Below are 19,620 nucleotides of genomic sequence, written 5' to 3' on the forward strand. Positions count from 1 at the left end.
GCTCGGCCGCGGCATCGAGCCGGTCGGCGCCAACACTGCGGGCCAGGCGAAGGATGCCGATGCAGGCGCGGAACCCCTGCTCCGGATGAGGCCGGCGTTCGAGGATCAGGGTGCAGAGTGTCGCGACCGAGGGACCAAGCCGTGCGGCTTCCTGATGGATCCGTGCGATGGTCCAGTCGCCATAACGCCGGTGGCTCGAGGGCATGTGCTCGGCGATCGTCGTGTGTTTGCCGTTACCCGGCCTGCGTGCGTGCACGGCGATCCGTTCGCCACGGAGAAAGATCTCGACCGTGCGCACGGTGAACCGGGCCTCGACCTCGGCGCGGGCGTGCCGGTAGGGGACGGAGTAAAAATGCTTCTCGATCTCGACGTGATAATCGATGCCGACCCGCCGGCGCGCCATTGCGCCAGCACATAGGGTTCGGCCGGCAGTTCCTTCAGCGCGGGACGATCGAGTGTTTCCAGCAGATGCCGTCTTGTCGCCCCAGGCGACGGACGACCGCTCCTCGTTCAGCCAGCGGCAGAATTCAGCGATCGCGGCATTCAGTTCGGCGAGGCCGTAAAATGCCCGGTTGCGCAGCTTGCCCAGCAGCCACCGCTCCGCCAGCAAAACCGCCACCTCGACCTTCGCCTTGTCACGCGGCCGCGGCCGCGCCGGGAGAATGGCCGTGCCGTAATGGCGCGCCATATCGGTGTAGGTCCGGTTGACCTGTGGATCGTAGAGGCAGGCGCGGATGATCGCGACCCTGGCGTTGTCGGGCACCAGCAGCGCCGGCACGCCGCCAATTGCTGCCAGAGTGCGATTATGCGCCTCGATCCAGTCCGGCAGGGTCTGGGTCCAGGTCGCCTCAGCATAGGTGAAGCTCGATGCGCCGCGAGAACGGCGACGAAGATCTGGGCCGCACGCGTCTCGCCGGTGAGCCGGTCGATCACCACCGGCACCGTGTCGCCGGCATAATCGACGAACAGCTTCTCGCCCGATGCGTGGGTCTGGCGCATCGTCACCGGTAGCCGGGCTTCCCAGCTCCGGTAGAGCTCGCAGAACCGGCTGTAGCGATACCCATCCGGGTGCTCGGCAATATACTCGTCCCACAGGATCGACAGCGTCACGTGCTTGCGCTGCAACTCGCGGCGGATACGCCCCCAGTCCGGCTCATCCACACGTCGATGCCCCGGCCGCTTGCCCACCGCGCCGTCGAACAAGCGCCTCCAATGCCGCTTCGGACAGCGCCAGAGCCCCTGGCCCATCGAGCCCGGCCGCCTCCAGTCGCCGCAGCGTCAAGCGCACCGTCGATGCCGCAACCCCGACCCGGATCCCCACCTGGCGGGTCGAAAGCCCCGCCATCCTCAATCTGACAATCTCGCGCACATCGCGCATCGCAATCCGCTCCACTGGCATTCATCCGCTCCCTCGATCAGCCAAAGGGAGGGAACCTGAACCAGCCAGCAGAGACCTCAAGCCAACCCGGCCAACCCCGCCCGCCTGGGCGAATAAAAGTCGGAACAGGTGGGCGAATTAATCTCGGAATAGGTGGGCGAATAATTCCCGGAATCCCGGGCGAGTTAATCTCGGAATCCCGGGCGAATTGAGCCCGGAATCAGCACGGGATGAGGACAAGCTTCGGATTGTGGCGGAGGCTGAGGCGCCGGGTGCGGTGTTTGCGCTGGTTGCGCGGCGGCACGCGATTTCGAGAGGGCAATTGTGGAAGTGGCGCGGTCAGGTTCGGCGTGGTGAGTTGGTGCCGGTGCCGATGGTACCGGAATTCATTCCGGTGCGGGTAATGGCGAGTGCGGCACTGTCGATGCGCGGGCGGCAGGCAAGTCAGCTTCGGTGAACGACGCGAGCGTTGATCCGATGTCGCAGAGGCGAGCCACGCGATGCGATGCGAGCCGGATCGAGATCGTGCTGCCGGACGGGACGTGTGTTCGGGTTGATGATGGAGTTGGGGTTGCCGCCTTGCGTCGGGTGCTGACGGCGGTGCGGCGGTGATCCCGGTCTCGGCCGGTGTGCGGGTCTGGCTGGCGTCGGGGCATACGGATATGCGCCGCGGGATGAAGGGGCTCGCGTTGCAAGTGCAAGAAGGTCTGGGACGGGAGCCGTTCTGCGGGGATGTTTTTTTCTTTCGCGGACGCGGCGGGTCGCTGGTCAAGGCGATCTGGCACGACGGCGTGGGGATGTCGCTGTATTCGAAACGCCTTGATCGAGGGCGGTTTATCTGGCCGCAGACTGCGGACGGCGTTGTGTCCCTCACCGCTGGTCAGATCGGTTATCTTCTGGAGGGGATCGACTGGCGAAATCCACAACAAACCTGGCGGCCGCAAGCGGCCGGGTAGGCGCGAAGATTCTGGGGAAAATCCTGGTCCAGAGCGGATTTCTGTAGCGAAACCCTGGAAATTCGTGATTCTATACGGGGCATGGATCTCGATCCTTCGACCCTGCCGAATGATATCGCTGCGCTGAAGGCGATCATTCTGGGCGACCGTGCTCGGCGGTCCGATACCGCAGCGTATATCGCGCATCTGAAGCTGCAGATCGAGAAGCTCAAGCGTGCGCTCTACGGCCCCAAGGCGGAACGCACGGCGCGGCTGCTTGATCAGATGGAACTGGAACTCGAAGATCTCGAGACCACCGCGACCGAGGACGAACTCCGCGCCGAGCAGGTGGCCGCGAAGGCCAAAACCACGACTGTCGCCGGCTTCACTCGCAACCGCCCATCACGCCAACCCTTCCCCGAACACCTGCCACGCGAGCGGGTTGTGCTGCCAGGTCCGACCCAGTGCGCCTGCTGCGGTGGATCGCGGCTCGCCAAGCTCGGGGAGACGGTGACCGAGACACTGGAATCCATCCCCCGCCAATACAAGGTGATCCAGCATGTGCGGGAGAAATTCACCTGCCGCGATTGTGAGAAGATCAGCCAGGAACCAGCACCCTTCCACACCATTCCACGCGCTTTTGCCGGTCCCGGCCTGCTCGCGATGATCGCCTACGATAAATTCGGCCAGCATCAGCCGCTGAACCGTCAATCTGAACGGTTCGCACTGGAAGGCATCCACCTCAGCGTCTCGACCCTGGCCGATCTGATTGGTGCTACCTGCGTGGCGCTGGAGCCGGTTGTTGATTTCCGCTGAGATCTGACCCGGGAAGGCCGGATTTTTCCACTGAGATTTGACCCATGTTTGACTGTTTCCCCGTCTGGAAGAGGCGGGGGCGAACGGAGTGTTGGACATGGCGTTTTTGAGCATTATCCGCCGGTGGCATAAGCGTGAGCATGTGCCGATCCGAGAGATTTCCCGGCGCACAGGCGTGTCGCGGAACACGATCCGCAAATATCTTCGGTCTGATGTGATTGAGCCGAAGTTTCAGGTTCCGGACCGGCCGAGCAAGCTTGATCCTTATGCCGAGAAGCTTTTGGCGTGGCTGCGCCGTGAAGCTGGCCGGCCGCGCAAGCAGCGGCGGACGGTCAAGCAGCTATACGGTGATCTCGTCAGCCTGGGCTATGACGGTTCCTACAATCGTGTGGCGGCCTTTGCCCGGGCTTGGAAGGGGGAGTGCCAACGGCTGCAGCAGACCGCCGGCCGGGGAACCTTCGTGCCCTTGGCCTTTGCGCCTGGCGAGGCGTTCCAGTTTGACTGGAGCGAAGATTTTGCGATCATCGGTGGCGTCCGCGTCAAGTTGCAGGTGGCGCACACCAAACTGTCGCATAGCCGGGCGTTCATTGTTCGGGCCTATCTGCTGCAGACACATGAGATGTTGTTCGACGCGCATAACCACGCCTTCCAAGCTCTCGGCGGCGTACCGCGGCGCGGGATTTACGACAACATGCGCACCGCCGTTGACAAGGTCGGCCGTGGCAAGGAGCGCAGCGTCAACGCCCGCTTCCTGGCGATGACCAGCCATTATCTCTTCGAGGCCGAGTTCTGTAATCGGGCCGCCGGTTGGGAGAAGGGGCAGGTTGAGAAGAACGTCCAGGATGCACGCCACCGCCTGTGGCAGTCCATGCCTCCGTTCGAAAGCTTGGACGCCCTGAACGACTGGCTGGAGCGGCGCTGCCGGGAGCTGTGGGAGCAGACCGCGCATGGCAACGAGCCGGGAACCATTGCCGATGTCTGGGCCAGCGAGGTTGAGAGCCTCATGCCTGTGGGCCGTCCGTTCGATGGGTTCGTGGAACACACCAAGCGGGTCTCCTCGACCTGCCTGATCCACTTGGAGCGTAACCGCTACAGCGTGCCGGCCTCTTTTGCCAACCGGCCGGTCAGCCTGCGGGTCTATCCCGACAGGCTGGTGGTGGCGGCGGAGGGGCAAATCATCTGCGAGCATCCGCGCATCATCGACCGGACGCACAACGGCCCAGGGCGCACTGTGTATGACTGGCGGCATTATCTGGCGGTGATCCAGCGCAAGCCGGGCGCCTTGCGCAACGGTGCGCCGTTCCTGGAATTGCCCGATGCCTTCAAGCGGCTGCAGCAACATCTCCTGCGCCGTCCTGGCGGTGACCGGGAGATGGTGGAGATCCTGGCCCTGGTGCTGCACCATGACGAGCAGGCGGTGTTGGTGGCGGTGGAACTGGCGCTGGAGGACGGCGTGCCGTCCAAGACGCATATCATCAACCGGCTCCACCGGCTGATCGACGGCAAACAGGCTCCGCTTCCGGTCATCACCGCGCCACAGGCACTGACATTGGCCAATGAACCCAAGGCTGACGTCGAGCGCTACGATAGCTTGCGCCAATCTGAGGAGGCCCGCCATGCGTCATGATCCCGCCACCGGCGCGCTCGTCATCATGCTGCGCAGCCTCAAAATGCACGGCATGGCACAGGCCGTCGATGAACTGGCCCAGCAGGGTGCCCCGGCCTTCGAAGCCGCCATCCCGGTACTCTCCCAGTTGCTCAAGGCCGAGACCGCTGAGCGCGAGGTCCGCTCCATGGCCTATCAGTTCAAGGCCGCCCGCTTCCCGGCCTATCGCGACCTGGCCGGCTTCGACTTCGCCAGCAGCGAGGTCAATGAGGCCCTGGTCCGCCAGTTGCATCGTTGCGACTTCATCGAACCCGCCGACAATGTCGTGCTCGTCGGCGGCCCGGGCACGGGCAAAACCCACATCGCCACCGCGCTCGGCGTGCAGGCCGTCGAGCATCACAAAAAGCGCGTCCGCTTCTTCTCCACCGTCGAGCTGGTCAATGCTCTGGAGCAGGAAAAAGCTCAGGGAAAGGCTGGGCAAATCGCCGGCCGTCTGATCCATGCCGACCTCGTCATCCTCGATGAGCTTGGCTATCTGCCCTTCAGCGCCTCAGGCGGAGCTTTGCTGTTCCATCTGCTCAGCAAGCTCTACGAGCGCACCAGCGTCGTCATCACCACCAACCTGAGCTTCAGCGAATGGTCCGCCGTCTTCGGCGACGCCAAGATGACCACCGCGCTCCTCGATCGCCTCACCCACCACTGCCATATCCTCGAGACCGGAAATGACAGCTTCAGGTTCAAAAATAGCTCCGTGCAGAAATCCCAAAAACGAAAGGAGAAAAATCCAGCCTTGACCCCATCATGAAACTCAAATCATAAACTATGGGCGGGTCAAATCTCGATGGAATTCCCGGGTCAGATCTCAGCGGAAATCAACAGCCGGTGTTCAAGCACATCGAGACGATGGTGTTCGCGGGTGCGCGCCTGCATGGCGACGACACCACCGTGCCGGTGATGGCACGAGGGCAGACCGATACGGCGCGCGTGTGGGTTTATGTGCGTGATGATCGGCCGTTCGGCGGATCGGGTTCCCCCAGCGCGGTGTTCTACTATTCACGTGACCGCGCCGGCGTTCATCCGCAAACCCATCTCGCCGGATACCGCGGCATATTCCAGGCCGATGCCTATGGCGGCTACAACAAGCTCTACGAGTTGAACCGATCTCCTGGACCGATCATCGAGGCGGCGTGCTGGTCGCACGCCCGACGAAAATTCTTCGAGCTGGCCGATATCGCGCGGAACGCGAAGCGCAAGGCCCAGGGTAAGACCCCCGCCTTCGTGGCGCCGATGGCCTTGGCCGCGGTGCAGCGCATCGACGCGCTGTTCGAGATCGAGCGGGAGATCAACGGTCAGTCACCCGCTGAACGCCTGGCGGTGCGCCAGCAACTCGGCGCCCCGCTCGTCGCTGAACTCGAGATCTGGATGCGCGCCGAGCGCGCCAAACTCTCACGCCACAACGATGTGGCGAAGGCGATCGACTATATGCTGAACCGTTGGTCATCATTTACCCGGTTCCTGACCGACGGGCGGATTTGTCTCAGCAATAACGCGGCCGAACGTGCCCTACGCACCCTTGCTCTGGGCAGAAAATCCTGGCTATTCGCCGGCTCCGATCGCGGTGGTCAAAGGGCCGCCATGTTGTACAGCCTGATCACGACGGCAAAGATGAACAACGTCGACCCACAGGCATGGCTCGCCGACATCCTCGCGCGCATCGCCAGTCATCCAGTCGCCAGCATCGAGAAATTGATGCCATGGAACTGGACACCGCAATCCTGGGCCCTGGCCGCCTGATCGTGCAGACCAATAAAATCCACCACGTCTTCACGATTGACCGTGTCGCCAGGGACCTCGGCGAGGATGAGGAGTGGCTCGCGGACATCGCCAATGAGATGGAACCCGAAGACGGCCTGATCTGGGTTTACAACCTCAGCGACGGCGGCGTCATAGCCTTCACCGACTTTGGTATCGAAAATCTGCGCGAGCTCATCCTGATCCACCGAGATAGAGCCAAATAGACTCGTCCGCGGCTCTGACCGGATGGGTACTGATCGCGTCGCTCGGCACGCGTGATCCGGGTGCCGCCAAAATTCGCGCTGCAAGATTGTTTTTTGTGGTTGCAGGATTCCTGAAGACAATGAGTCTCAGGATGAGAGACCGCGAGCACATTGATGGCAATGAGGACTACACCGCAGCATGTCAACGGCGGATCAAAACCAGGCCGGCGTGGCGGCGTAAAAACCAGCCACTGGATTGTGACGTGACGGATATGAGAACGGCCCCTGCAGGGGCCGTTCTCATATCCGCAGCCTGAACCGCCCCGGGTTTACCGGAGGCCATTTGGGTTAAGCTAAGCGGCGATCTTCATCTGGTCGAGTGTGGCGAAATATCGTTGTTCGGCTTCGGCGGGCGGGATGTTGCCGATCGGCTCGAGAAGGCGCCTGTGGTTAAACCAGTCGACCCATTCGAGCGTTGCGAACTCGACGGCTTCCAACGATTTCCACGGCCCGCGACGACGGATGACCTCGGTCTTGTAAAGGCCGTTGATGCTCTCGGCGAGAGCGTTGTCGTAGCTATCGCCGACACTGCCGACGGACGGTTCGATGCCGGCCTCCATCAGGCGCTCGGTGTATTTGATCGAGACATACTGGCTGCCCCGATGGCTATGATGGACGAGACCGCCGCTACGTACCGGGCGTCTGTCGTGAAGAGCCTGTTCCAGGGCATCGAGGACGAAACCGGCATGCGCGGTGCGGCTTACCCGCCAGCCAACGATACGCCGGGCGAATGTATCGATGACAAACGCCACATACACAAAGCCCTGCCAGGTCGCGACATAAGTGAAGTCGGAGACCCAGAGCATATTCGGCGCCGGCGCCTGGAACTGGCGGTTGACGCGGTCCTGTGGGCAGGGTGTCGCCCTGTCGCTGATCGTCGTCCTGACCGGCTTGCCGCGGATCACGCCCTGCAGGCCGATGATCCGCATCAACCGCTCCACCGTGCAGCGGGCAACAGCGCATCCTTCCCGCTGCAACTGCCGCCAGACCTTGCGAGCACCGTAGACCTCGAAATTCTCCGCGAACACGCGCCGGATATCCGCCTCGAGCGCCTCATCCCGCCGGGCCCGTTCTGACCGCCTCTCGGGGTTGGCCCGCTTCGCGACATGCTCGTAGTAGGTCGATGGGGCGATCGGCAGGACCCTGCAGATCGGCTCGACCCCATAAGCCCCGCGGTGATCATCGATGAACGAGATCATGGTTTGAACCGGCGGTCGAGCTCCGCCTGGGCAAAATATGCCGACGCCTTGCGCAGGATCTCATTCGCCTGGCGAAGCTCGCGGTTCTCGCGTTCCAGTGCCTTCAGCTTCGCCGACACTTCCGACGGAACACCAGGCGAGCGGCCGCTGTCGCGATCCACCTTCTGCACCCATTCACGCAGCGTATGCGGTGAGCAGCCAAACTTCGCGGCTATCGACACCATCGCCGCCCACCGCGAGGGATGTTCGCCCTCGTGCTCCAGCACCATCCGCACCGCCCGCTCGCGGACTTCAGGAGAAAACTTGTTCGTCGTCGGACTCGTCATGGCTCCATCCTATTTGGGAGTTGGAGCCTCCGGTAAACCCAGGGCGGTTCACATCAGCGCGACGGGGCCAAGCCCCATCTCGCGCGCCCGGCCGCGGATCATGAACCGGAACGACCAGGATTTCGCACCCGAAGGGGCGATCTGGAGGTAGAGATTGTTGCCATCGCCATGCAGGCCGGGGGTGGTCAGCCTGGCGACCTTGAGCGGCGACAGCTTGTTGACGACTCGGGCCATGGCCGAATCTTACCCACAAAGTTACCCACGTGGAAACTATGGATTCGGGCAAATTGGGGTGGATGAGCGTGGACGGAAATCTGGTTTAATGCACTGATATCAAAGACTTTAGGGGATGGTGCCGGACAGTGCTGGATGCAGGGGTGGCGGGCCACGCCCGATAGCGATGATAACTACGTTTACGCCATAGCCCTATGAACTTCACCTGCTATGGAGCCCTCTCAGAGCCCAAGCGCTGCAACAATCTGTCCCTTCACCGTCGCCGCATCAAAGCCGCCGACCTCGGATGTCGTCAGTAGTCCGACCGGAACCTCGCCCTCTCCGATCGGCAGAACGCCAGCTTGACGATACCACTCCTCCTTCGCCTTCCAGCGACGAACATAATCAGGTCGATCGAGCATGCCGAGGTGTTCGATCAGTAGGCGGCGACCAGTCTCACCGTCGTCGATTGTGAAATCGGGATAGCGCACGGAGCCGTCGGGGGCAGTGAACGGCTGCTCATATCCGTAGGACAGTTTCAAGCCATCGAGCAGGTTGGCGATGATCACTTCCGATTTGGACCGCACAAGTTCGCCACGCGTGGTGCGATGAATCAAACCCTCTTCCAGGAAAGTGCCACCGTGCGCCACCAACTTGGGCTCTGTGAACAGGTTCGTAAGCCGCCGAGCTGTCTCGGAGCGCTCCGCATCCGACAGCTTCATTAAGTCTCGCAAATCGCCTTGGTGTAATAGAACGACCTCGCGCTGTTGTCGGGTCAGCGCGGTATAGAGCAGTTCGCGCGAAAGCGGCCGGCAGGGATTCGGTATGACTACGAACGTGGTTCCGAATTCGCTGCCCTGCGCCTTGTGGATTGTCAGCGCATAAGCGAGTTCCAGGCGCTCATTGCCGTCCTCACCGAAGTCCGATCCACCGAAACCGAACTTGAAGCCGAGCTGGGTTGCGAACTCAACCTCTAGCTTCCAGGGCAGTTTCTTCGGCTTCCAATTCCTCCCCTTATATTGGCCAACGACGAGTCCGATTTCGCCGTTCGCTAGATATGCCTTATCCATCGCTGGAAAGACGTCGAAGCGGCGACCATTTGACAGATTGATGACCTTATCGCCGTAAAGGATAGCCTGACTTCCCATCGGCTTGGTTATCTTGCGATACCAATGAGGCTCGGCTTCAGCCCAACTTCGAACCGAGGTACGGAAGAGCCGCTTGATCCAGCGATTCAACCCATCAACGCCCGTCTCCCCGGCGCGAATAGGTGCAAGGATTTGCCAAGCCTCGACACCCGCCCCACCCCCATGTCGTAGCCCCTCTCCATCTTCGCGAGACGGATTGAAATATGCCCGCCCATTCCACTCTGAGCCGCCCAGGCTGACCTCAAACGCGGTTTCATCGCTGGACGATGCGTCCACAGCGGCCCGTACATAAGCCGTGAGCTCGGCCAGCAGTTTGGCTTGTAGTTCGGCGTCACTTTCCCACGCTATTGCTCGTACACCGCGCGCAGAGCCCGCCATCAAACGGTCCCATACTTCGTCAGCGCCCGCGTCGGGCGCCTCGCCACTGAACCAGCGTGAAAGCAGCACATCGTCTCGCGTAGCTTTTGGATCGCCTGAACCTTCAGCCTGACGGCGGACGATGGTGAGTTCAGCCAGGCCACGAACAGGCTTGGTGTCTTGCTCCCGGAGAAGCCGGATCACATCCACGAACGGGCGCCCCGCGCCGATGGGCGGAAGCTGGCGGGGGTCGCCGACAAGGATAAGTCGCTGGACGCTTGACGGGTCAATCGCATCGAGGGTCGCCGCTAGTTGATCCTCGGTGAGCATAGAGGCTTCGTCGATTACAACCGTGGCGAAACCGTTCTCTCGGCTCGGTGCGTTCGTAACAAGGTATGCCCCTGTCTGGGTATCATAGCGGTCCAAACCGAGCAGAAACTGGGCAAGCGTGAACGCCTTTACGTCGCCGGCTTTTTTCTGCATCTGCACCCGTGCTTTGCCCGTGGGAGCCAGAAGCAGCACGCCACCCTTGCGAACCTGGTCAAGCGACAGAAGCGCGAGCAGGAGCGTGGTCTTACCTGTGCCGGCGGGACCGATCAGTACCGAAGCGCGGGCGCGGTATAGCTCTTCGAGTGCTGACGCCTTTTCAGCGCGTGCCGCCTCTTCTGACACGTCCCCGTTCTTGGACCCGCCGCCCAAGGCTGTGTCGATGAGCTCGCGCCAGTCGTACTCGCCGGCGTGCCGAGCCCCGCCCAGGCGGCGTCGGATGCGAGCGCTGATTAACGCGCGCGTAGCTGTGTACCGATCAAGCTGCCAAGCCGAGAGTCCATCTGCGGTTTCGACACTTTCCAAATGGGGCACGAAACTTTCTTTGAATGCGGCGATCCAATCCCCGCTGATGGCGCAAGGCGGCGATACCTCGGCACTGCGCACACGCTCCACTAACCAGTCCTGCGGAAGAAGCGTGTGGCCCTCACCAGCAGAATTTTCGAGAGCCTGAATCATGAGCGCCCGGCCTCTGCGCGGGTCGATGGCTTCCGCGCATGCGGACGGATCGGGGATAGGAATGGCGGCGAGAACCTGCGGATCGGGGAACAGACCCCGGTCAATGACGGGCAGCGGAATGCTGTCCAGGCGACCTCGGTCTGCCTCAAAACAGAGGTAGGGGTTGGCGAGGATTGCGGCGTCGTTGAGGTCTATTCCGGCCTTCGCGCGCTCCTCTTGTACCCACCATCGCTGCGCCTGATCGGCGGAGAGCTCGAAACGAGCGAGGAGCTTTAGGAGTGCGCGACGATCCGGCTGCAAGCTGTCCCATAACTTCGCTGCGACAGGGCCGACCGAATTGGCAAGGTCTGGGGGTAGTTGCTTTGGGTCGTGAAGTATAGACTCAACGACTGGCCATGGGTCGCGAATATCCTTTCCGCCGTCAGCGTGCAACAGCCCGCCGACTGAGTGTGCGAGCAGCGTGCCGTTCGGGAGGCCCATGGCACTCAACGTCGACCCGAGGCCCGGATATGCTCCACGCAACCGCCAGAGTCGGTTCAGCTCTGCGTCGATCCACCGCCGCGCAGCGGTCCAATCGCCGGGGAGCAGCGTCTCATAGCGCCCGACAACGGTGGCCGCGGAAAGCAGTGCAGATACGGCTTGGTCGTGACTTACGTGCTCCGTGCCCATCGAAAAGGCGTCAAAACTTTCCTCTGGAGCGTGCAACACGAACGGTTTGAGATCGAAGTCGATATCGCTTTCAGCCAGCGCCAACAACTCGCGATACGGCAATAAGAAACCATCGCCGATCTCGGACTTAATTGAGTGGTTGACGTTGCGCTCCCACACCATCGAGCGCAGGGCGTTCTTGGCCGCGTTCTCGTAGGCATATTCTGTGGCGCCGCCGACTCCAACCACCCGCCCGATCCCGACGATGACGCGGCGTGGGTCCTCGGCAAGGGGAGTCTTCTTGGCATAGAAAAATACGAGCGAAACTTGCGGTTCGATCGCGCTGAAGAAGGTGTCCAGCATGACAAGCTGATTGCGCCGTTCCTGAACCCAGATGCTCTCGAAGCCGAGCTCCGGTTCCAACTCGGGGCGGAAGCCGAGCGCCAGGCGGTTGGCTATGTCAGGTATGCCGTCATCGCCCTTCATCATCCACGCGAACGGAACACCCGACGCCGATCGGGGCGCGTGAACATATGTCGTCCGGCGGAAATGCGTGTAAAGCGCGTGATGCTCGTAGGGGTGTGGAAAGCGGCGTTCATATGAGAATTCCGCCATGAAGGCGCCGCGTTCGGCAGCGCAGGCGGGGAGTCGGCCACCCTCAACTTCAAACAATTCTCCGGGGACAGATGACTCCCATGCGTCATCTCGAGTGTCGCCGATACGCGGCAGCGCGATACAATGAGTGTTGCCGAGGGGGTTCGCGCAGATACGACCAGACCATCCCGAATCGTGCCACGGCACGCGAATCGAGACGTGTTGTGTTGGTAACTTGCGCGCGCCCTGCATCATGACCAGCCCCCTTGGCTTCGCTCTCTGTCGTCAATCGTAATCTTATAGCCCGTTTCTATCGCTGATCTATGCCACTGGTATATCCCGGCGACGCGGGCGCCTAGGACCGTTTCTGGCGGCTAAAGCCTTGTCGCAGAATCAAATATGAAAACTACCCTTGCATATATGCTAATTATCTTCTACATAGACTCCAACGCGCTGGGGTGGCCTGGCGGTCGGCAGGAGCAAGACCATGGAAGCAATCGCCTCGGCGCCGATGGGTATCGGCCAGGACATCGCCCAGTTTCGCGCTGAGATTAGCGCAACCCAAAGCCAGCTCGCGTCCAAATCCGGCGTCGATCAGAGCCGGGTTTCACGCATTGAGAAGGGTGAGACCGGAACGCCAAGCGAACTCGGCAAAATTCTGGATGCGCTGGCGGCGCTCGGATCAAAGGGCGCGGCGGATTATGGCGCGTATCTCGCCAAGGACTGGCAGTACGTGGAGCGCCCCGACTTCTCTAATCCGCAAAGGAACATCCTGGAGCTAGCCGAGGAAGGCCTTCGTCAAATTGCGGACTTCCTGGAGGAGGAAGAGCGTCCTTGGCCCCTGAAGCGCCAGTTGGAACGCCAGCGTGCGGCGATCGAAACGTCGGCCGTGTATCTGGGTAAGAACGCCCACCAGATCGCATTCATCGGCGAAGTCGGCGTCGGGAAATCGACCGCTATCAGCTTTCTGTATGGCCTGCTCGATCCGTCTTCGCCCCCAAGCGACCTGCGCGAGCGCGTGGTGCTTGAGACGGGCGGTGGCCATACGACCCTGTGCGAAGTCAACATCCGTCGCGGGCCGGGCTTCGGCATCGTTGTCCAGGCGCAGTCCGACGAAGAAATGCGGAACCTCGTTGGCGACTTCTGCGCCGCGACGTGGCTGCGCCGCTCCGGTGGCGACAGCCAGAAGAACGACAGCGTCAATGTCAGCGAGGAGGTGCAGCGCGCGCTTCGCAACATGTCCGGTCTGACGGTCAGGCGCGAGCGAGACGCCAAGGGCAGGACGAACTCCCGCGACCAAGCGGCCGAACTGGCGAGCCAATGCGCCACCGAGGAAGAATTCCGCGCCCGCGTCATCGAGCGGATGAAGCTCGAGCTGCGGACGCGGCGTGAAATATGGATCGAGGACGGCGGCGCAAAAGCGGCCATGCAGCAACTGCGCAAGCTATTCCGCGACATCAATAACGGTCGCCTGGGTGACGTGCCGCTACCGGCATCGATCGACCTTCTGATCCCAGGCTTTGACTCGGAGGTGCCCGGCCTGGCGCTATCCGCGGTCGATACAAAGGGCCTAGATGAAGTCGCGGTGCGAGCCGACCTCGACGCCCGCCTGAAAGACCCCCGGACGCATGTTGTGTTGTGCTCGACCTTCAACCAGGCGCCCAGCACCTCAGTGCAACTTCTGCTCGATCATCTTCGCAATGCTCACGGTGTGCGCGTGGACGCGGGCAAGGTGTCGGTGCTGGCCTTGCCGCGCGATGACGAGGCGATGGCCGTCAAGGACGACAGCGGCGAGCCGCCGATCGACGACGAGGACGGCTATCATCTGAAGCGTGACCAGATCCTCCGCACCCTGGCCAGCGGCGACGGAGCCCTGAACGGTGTGCCGATATTGTTCTTCAATGCCAAGAAGGACGACGCGGCGAAGGTGCGGGGCCAACTCATCGACCAGATCGTCCGCCTCCGCAAATCCTACGAGGACCGGCTGCTCGACGAATGCGCCGCCGCCGACGAAGTGGTTCGGCACCACGAGACCCAGGCTTTCACATCGGCGGTGCAGGCGGTCGCCGATCAACTTAGTAACTTTCTAGGGGCACATGCTCCCTTGCCCCCCCGTGTCCGGCAGCCATCGGCGGAACTGATCGAGGCCTTGGGCGCAATTCGGTATGCATCGACCATTTGGGCGATGACGCGCCGAAACGGCGAATATTACAATTTCAGCGTCAGCCATCAGGTCGGCGCGGGCGGTGCGAAGGATGCGCTTCTCCGGTCCAAGACCTGGTTTGAAAAGCTCCAGGGCGTGCTCGACACCTTGAAGCAGGACGACGATCTCGTTCTGGCGCAAAAGACCATCCAGCAGGTCGAGGTTAGCGCTGAGGGCTGGCGGCGTGCCTTCGCCGAGGCGGCGCGCACGGCGGCCGTCGAGGTTTATCGCGGTCCATTGGAAGCCGATGTCGGGCTGTGGTCTCACTGTGCGGCGCAATGGGGCGCAGGGCCGGGCTTCAAGGTCCGCGTGGAGCGGATCGTCCGTGACTGGTTCGAGAAGCAAACCGAGCTGAACCAGAAGCTGGAAGGCGTCATGGCTGCTTTGTGGGAAGAAGCGGTTGTCAGGCCCCTGGAACGCCTGTCGGACGAAAGCGCCGGGGATCTACCCGAGGATATTCGTCCCGCCAATGTTGTGCCCTTCGCGCGTCGGGTGCCGGCATGAACATCAACGGCTTCATCTGGAGCATCGCCGATGACGTGCTCCACCATGTCTACGACCGGACCAAATATCGCGACATCATCCTGCCGATGACGGTCATCCGTCGGCTTGACGCGGTGCTTGAACCCACCCGCGCTGCCGTTCTGGCCCGCAAGGCGGAGCTGGACGCGGCGGGCATTCCGGAGGCCGCGCAAGGCCCCGCGCTTGATCGTGCGGCCGGTCAGGCGTTCCACAACCGCTCCCCCTTTACCCTCCGCCAGCTTTTGGCCCGGCCAAATGAAGAAACGCAGAAGGCGGACTTCGAGGCGTATCTCGATGGATTTTCTGAAAACGTCAGAGAAGTCATCACGCGCTTCAAGTTTCGTGAAGAGCTGGGACGACTTGTCGAACATAAGCGGCTCCACGCGCTGATCGAGAAATTCTGTGACGAGCGGATCAATCTAGCGCCGACCCCGGTTCGCGACGAACAGGGGCGGGTGAGCCTGCCCGGTCTCGACAACCACACCATGGGCACGATTTTCGAGGAGCTGCTCCGGCGCTTCAACGAAGATTACAACCAGGGCGCCGGTGAACAGTTCACGCCACGCGACATCGTGGAGATGATGGCCGAACTGGTGTTCCGTCCGATCAAGGACCGCATCGGCAACGGCACCTATCTTCTCTACGATGACGCTTGCGGCACCGGCGGCATGTTGACGGTTGGCGAAGCCAAATTGCGCGACCTTGCCCGCAGGGAGGGAAAGAAGACCGAAATCCACCTCTATGGTCAGGAACTCAACCCCGAGACCTACGCCATTTGCAAGGCCGACCTGTTGCTCAAGGGCGAGGGCGAAGAAGCCCGAAACATTGCCTTCGGCTCTACCTTGTCCGCCGACGCGCATGGGCGAAACGGGCTGAAGTTCGACTTCATGATGGCCAATCCGCCATTCGGAACAACCTGGAAGATCGACCTGGCCGAGATGGGCGGCAAGGCCGCCGCCAACGATCCGCGCTTCGTGGTCCAGCATGAGGGCCTGGCCGGCGACGAGGATCGGCTGCGCCTGTTGCCGCGCGTGTCGGATGGCCAGCTGCTCTTCCTGGTCAACAAGCTGTCCAAGATGAAGGACACGCCGCTCGGCTCGCGCATTGCCGACGTTCACAACGGATCGGCCCTGTTCACCGGCGAAGCGGGCTCGGGCGAGAGCAATGTTCGCCGCTGGATCATCGAGAACGACTGGCTGGAAGCCATTGTCGCCCTGCCGCTCAACATTTTCTACAACACCGACATCGCCACCTATGTCTGGGTGCTGAGCAACCGCAAGGCGGAAGCCCGCAAGGGCAAGGTTCAGCTTATCGACGCGACCAAGTGGTTCAGGCCTCTCCGCCGCAATCTGGGCAAGCGCAATTGCGAGATGACGCCTGAGCATATCCAGGCCGTGCTCGATGCCTATGAGACGATGGAGACGAGCGACACCTCCGTCGTGCTGCCCAATTCGTCCTTCGGCTACTGGAAGATCATCGTCGAACGTCCACTGCGGCTGCGCTCGCGCTTCACGCGCGAAGCGGTCGAGGCGTTGCGATTCCAGAGTGGGCACCGCGCCTTGCGAGAGGCGTTGCACGCCGAGTTCGGTGACGCCTTGTTCGACGATTTCGCCGGCGTCGCCGAGCGGCTGAAAGCGCATCTCGATCCGCCCGAGGCGGAGGTCGAGGACTTGACCGAGGGCGATGAGGAGGCCGGCGCGGACGGCGACGAAACCCCCGCCGAGGCTGAGGACGCCACGCCGAAACTGCCGCGCAAGACGGTGAAGAAGTTGCTCGACGCGGCCACCTGGGCGCGCGACCGGCGCCTGCATCGCGCCGCCGAGCGGTTGATGGCGGTGATCGGCGATGCCGAGCATGACGATTACGCGCTGTTCGAGGCGAAGGTCGCGGCGGCGATCAAGGCCGAAATGCTCGCCTTGAAACCCGCCGAGGCGCGGCTGATCGCGCGGGCGATGAGCTGGCGCGCGGCGGATGCCAAGCCGATCGTCAAATCGGTGTCGAAGAAGACCGCCGATCCGCGCGGCGGGCTGTTTGCGGTTACCGTCAAAGGCAAGGCGACAGTGGTCGCCTATGAACCTGACAAGTCGCTGTCGGATACCGAGATCGTGGCGTTCGGCGAGTCCGGCGGGATCGAAGCGTTCTTCGAGCGCGAGGTGCTGCCCCATGCGCCAGACGCCTGGATCGACCGGGAAAAGACCAAGATCGGCTATGAAATTTCGTTCGCGCGGCATTTCTACAAGCCCAAGCCGCCGCGTCCGCTGGCGGCGATCAAGGCCGAGATCGACGCGCTGGAGCGCCAGACCCAGGCGTTGCTCGACGCTGTGCTGATCGAGGCCGACGCATGAGCGCGAAGCTGAAGCCCTATCCTGAATACAGCGATAGCGGCATCGATTGGCTGCCCCGCGTGCCGATGCATTGGGAAGTTGTGCGTTCCAAGCGCGTCTTTCGTGAGGTCGATGATCGGGGGAGCGACGGTACCGAAACGCACCTTGCTATGAGTCAAAAATTCGGGCTGGTCCCGAGCGCAGACCTCGCTACGAAACATACGCGGTCCGCCTCCTACGCAGGGGCAAAACGCTGCCTCCCCGGCGACATCGTATTGAACCGGCTTAAGGCGCATCTTGGTGTATTCGCTCGGGCGAACCATCAGGGTGTCGTCAGCCCAGACTATACTGTGCTGCGATCAGACGGTGACATCGAACCACGGTATTTTGAGTATACATACCGCTCTACAGCTTTCCGTGGTGAGTTGAGGAAGTCCGTTAAGGGGATAGTAGAAGGCTTTTGGCGTCTCTATTCTGCCGATCTTGGCAAGCTGATGGTTCCTTCGCCCCCGCCCGAGGAGCAGCGGCGGATCGCCGATTTCCTCGACGCCTACACCGCCCAGGTCCACCGCCTCATCGTCGCCAAGCGCCGCACCATCGCCGCTCTCGTCGAACGGAAACAGGCGATTATAGAGGGGTTGCTCGGCGCTGGCGTTGTCCAGAACTCTGCTACCGTCCAGCATCCAGTCATCGGTGCTATTCCTTCTCATTGGCGCGTCGGTCGATTGAAAGACTGGTGCCAGGTCAATGCGCGGACGCTGCCCGAAAGCACGCCAGGGGATTACACATTCGACTATTTCGACATATCCGCCGTTGGCACCGGCATCCTGTCAGGCGAGCCACAAGAAATAGCGTTCGATGCCGCGCCTTCGCGGGCACGCAGGCGCTTGGCCCCAAACGATATCCTGATCTCGACCGTTCGGACCTACCTCAAGGCTATCTATTTTTTCCGTGACTGGCCACGCGATGCCGTTGCATCGACTGGATTTGCTGTCCTGACACCGAAACCTGGCATCATTCCTGAACTGTTGGCATATGCGTTGATGACACCGCGTTTCATTGACAGTGTCATTTCACGATCAGTAGGTGTCGCATACCCCGCCATCGCTGAGACGCGGCTTTCGGCGCTCCACCTTGCGCTCCCGCCCGATGAGTCCGAGCAGCAGTTGATCCTCAATGCGATTACTCACCAGTCGGTAATTAAGACGACATTTTGCTAGTCGTATGTTTGCGGGGATGATATAATTCTGGCATGAAACGGGACGGTCGCAGATTTGATCATCGCACCCTGGAAACCATCCGGCTGATGGCTGTAGAGCGGGTGCGCGAGGGCGAAGCGGCCTCTTTGGTGATTGCCTCATACGGGTTCAGCCGCACAACAATCTATAAATGGCTCAGCGCGGCATCGAAGCCTGGGGTCGGGGTGAAAGCCTTGCGGTCACGGCCGGCAACCGGCCGGCCGCGGCGTCTGACGCCGCGCCAGGAGCAGCAGGTGTTGCGTTGGATCAATGGCCGCGATCCGCGCCAATACGGCCTGGATTTCGGGCTGTGGACCCGGCACGTTGTGGCCGAACTGATCGAGCGCAAGTTTGGTATCAAACTCGGTGTGACGGCTGTGGGCGAACTGCTGTCGAAACTGGGCCTGACGCCGCAAAAGCCGTTGCAGCGTGCCTATCAGCGCGATCCGGAGGCGATCGAGGCATGGCGACGTGAGCGGTTTCCTGAAATCGCCAGGCAGGCCAAGTCCTGTGGCGGCGAGGTCTTTTTCTGGGACGAGTCCGGCTTTCGGGCCGACGCCGTGCATGGCAAGACCTGGGGCGTGAAGGGACAGACGCCGATCGTCGAGCGTCCGGGCCAACGGCAATCGATCAGCGCCGCCTCGGCGGTGACAGCCCGCGGCGGGTTCTGGTATTGCACTTATGAAGGCGGCCTGAATGCTGAGTTGTTCGTAGCGCTGCTACGCCGGATGATGCGGCACCGCACGAGGCCGGTGCACCTGGTCCTCGACGGGCTGCCTGCCCACAAAACAGCGCTGGTGAAAGCCTACGTGGCGTCGACCAATGGAATGCTGACGTTGCATTTTCTGCCAGGCTACGCCCCTGACCTGAACCCAGATGAACTGGTCTGGAGCCACATGAAGCGGACGGGCGTCGCCCGGACTCCGCTACGCCAAGGCGAAAAGCTTCAGGACAAAATCGAAGCCCAACTCGCCGCCATCAAGCGCAAACCACGTCTCGTGCAATCATTCTTCAAAGCACCAACTGTCGCCTATATTACCGACTGCTGAGT

Annotated in this window: 13 protein-coding genes, 3 pseudogenes and 1 other annotated feature; of the genes and pseudogenes, 12 read left to right on the forward strand and 4 right to left on the reverse strand. The window is 61.8% G+C overall.

Annotation, left to right across the window (positions count from 1 at the left end):
- Window positions 1-1,378 (reverse strand): annotated as a pseudogene (istA, locus tag ACIDOCELLA78_RS000000110085) (IS21 family transposase); the annotation flags it as partial.
- A gap of 208 nt (window positions 1,379-1,586) precedes the next feature.
- On the opposite strand from istA (ACIDOCELLA78_RS000000110085), the gene ACIDOCELLA78_RS000000110090 reads away from it, so the two are divergent.
- From ACIDOCELLA78_RS000000110090 to ACIDOCELLA78_RS000000110125, 8 genes and pseudogenes are all read left to right on the forward strand, one after another.
- On the forward strand, window positions 1,587-1,835 hold the full coding sequence (locus ACIDOCELLA78_RS000000110090) for a transposase (protein ID WP_214006287.1): 249 nt from the start codon (window positions 1,587-1,589) through the stop codon (window positions 1,833-1,835).
- Window positions 1,832-1,990, forward strand: coding sequence for a hypothetical protein (locus ACIDOCELLA78_RS000000110095; RefSeq protein WP_201729471.1), 159 nt, complete (start codon window positions 1,832-1,834; stop codon window positions 1,988-1,990). The genes ACIDOCELLA78_RS000000110090 and ACIDOCELLA78_RS000000110095 overlap by 4 nt, the downstream gene beginning before the upstream one ends.
- Entirely contained in the window at window positions 1,987-2,334 is a 348-nt protein-coding gene (tnpB, locus tag ACIDOCELLA78_RS000000110100) for an IS66 family insertion sequence element accessory protein TnpB (protein WP_201727519.1), read from the forward strand. Before ACIDOCELLA78_RS000000110095 ends, tnpB begins: the two co-directional genes overlap by 4 nt.
- Before the next feature lie 81 nt (window positions 2,335-2,415).
- A pseudogene (locus ACIDOCELLA78_RS000000110105) lies at window positions 2,416-3,120 on the forward strand (IS66 family transposase zinc-finger binding domain-containing protein); the annotation flags it as partial.
- 106 nt (window positions 3,121-3,226) lie between these two features.
- The gene (gene istA / locus ACIDOCELLA78_RS000000110110) at window positions 3,227-4,756 is read left to right on the forward strand and encodes an IS21 family transposase (protein ID WP_201727493.1); all 1,530 of its coding nucleotides are present in this window, start codon (window positions 3,227-3,229) and stop codon (window positions 4,754-4,756) included.
- Window positions 4,746-5,540, forward strand: a complete 795-nt coding sequence (gene istB, locus ACIDOCELLA78_RS000000110115; protein ID WP_013641220.1) for an IS21-like element helper ATPase IstB — start codon at window positions 4,746-4,748, stop codon at window positions 5,538-5,540. The genes istA (ACIDOCELLA78_RS000000110110) and istB overlap by 11 nt, the downstream gene beginning before the upstream one ends.
- A gap of 71 nt (window positions 5,541-5,611) precedes the next feature.
- Window positions 5,612-6,529: pseudogene (tnpC, locus tag ACIDOCELLA78_RS000000110120) on the forward strand (IS66 family transposase); the annotation flags it as partial.
- Window positions 6,490-6,753, forward strand: a complete 264-nt coding sequence (locus ACIDOCELLA78_RS000000110125) for a hypothetical protein (protein ID WP_249674923.1) — start codon at window positions 6,490-6,492, stop codon at window positions 6,751-6,753. The pseudogene tnpC and the gene ACIDOCELLA78_RS000000110125, both read left to right, overlap by 40 nt.
- 332 nt (window positions 6,754-7,085) lie before the next feature.
- On the opposite strand, the gene ACIDOCELLA78_RS000000110130 is transcribed toward ACIDOCELLA78_RS000000110125, so the two are convergent.
- The 3 genes from ACIDOCELLA78_RS000000110130 to ACIDOCELLA78_RS000000110140 all read right to left on the reverse strand — a co-directional run bounded on the left by ACIDOCELLA78_RS000000110130 (window position 7,086) and on the right by ACIDOCELLA78_RS000000110140 (window position 12,537).
- Window positions 7,086-8,317, reverse strand: a protein-coding gene (locus ACIDOCELLA78_RS000000110130; protein WP_201729472.1) for an IS3 family transposase whose coding sequence is annotated in 2 segments (ribosomal slippage) — window positions 7,086-8,026 and window positions 8,026-8,317 — 1,233 coding nt in all. Because the reading frame shifts where the segments join, the coding sequence is not laid out codon by codon here.
- Window positions 7,917-8,033, reverse strand: a sequence feature (AL1L pseudoknot). Its footprint overlaps the gene before it by 117 nt.
- A gap of 48 nt (window positions 8,318-8,365) precedes the next feature.
- The gene (locus ACIDOCELLA78_RS000000110135) at window positions 8,366-8,551 is read right to left on the reverse strand and encodes an Arm DNA-binding domain-containing protein (RefSeq protein WP_249676447.1); all 186 of its coding nucleotides are present in this window, start codon (window positions 8,549-8,551) and stop codon (window positions 8,366-8,368) included.
- A gap of 221 nt (window positions 8,552-8,772) precedes the next feature.
- Window positions 8,773-12,537: an AAA family ATPase gene (locus ACIDOCELLA78_RS000000110140; RefSeq protein WP_201729473.1), complete on the reverse strand. Its 3,765-nt coding sequence runs from the start codon at window positions 12,535-12,537 to the stop codon at window positions 8,773-8,775.
- 232 nt (window positions 12,538-12,769) lie between these two features.
- Here ACIDOCELLA78_RS000000110140 and ACIDOCELLA78_RS000000110145 point away from each other — a divergent pair, with 232 nt between their 5' ends.
- From ACIDOCELLA78_RS000000110145 to ACIDOCELLA78_RS000000110160, 4 genes are read left to right on the forward strand one after another with little or no spacing between them, the layout of a single operon-like run.
- On the forward strand, window positions 12,770-14,989 hold the full coding sequence (locus tag ACIDOCELLA78_RS000000110145) for a helix-turn-helix domain-containing protein (RefSeq protein ID WP_201729474.1): 2,220 nt from the start codon (window positions 12,770-12,772) through the stop codon (window positions 14,987-14,989).
- Entirely contained in the window at window positions 14,986-17,352 is a 2,367-nt protein-coding gene (locus ACIDOCELLA78_RS000000110150) for a class I SAM-dependent DNA methyltransferase (protein WP_201729475.1), read from the forward strand. Before ACIDOCELLA78_RS000000110145 ends, ACIDOCELLA78_RS000000110150 begins: the two co-directional genes overlap by 4 nt.
- Complete coding sequence (locus tag ACIDOCELLA78_RS000000110155) at window positions 17,349-18,551, forward strand: restriction endonuclease subunit S (RefSeq protein WP_201729476.1); 1,203 nt, start codon at window positions 17,349-17,351, stop codon at window positions 18,549-18,551. Before ACIDOCELLA78_RS000000110150 ends, ACIDOCELLA78_RS000000110155 begins: the two co-directional genes overlap by 4 nt.
- 32 nt (window positions 18,552-18,583) lie before the next feature.
- A complete protein-coding gene (locus ACIDOCELLA78_RS000000110160; protein ID WP_201727480.1) occupies window positions 18,584-19,618 on the forward strand; it encodes an IS630 family transposase in 1,035 nt (344 codons plus the stop codon).
- The last annotated feature ends 2 nt before the right edge of the window (window positions 19,619-19,620 follow it).

The organism is Acidocella sp. C78 (assembly GCF_907164655.1).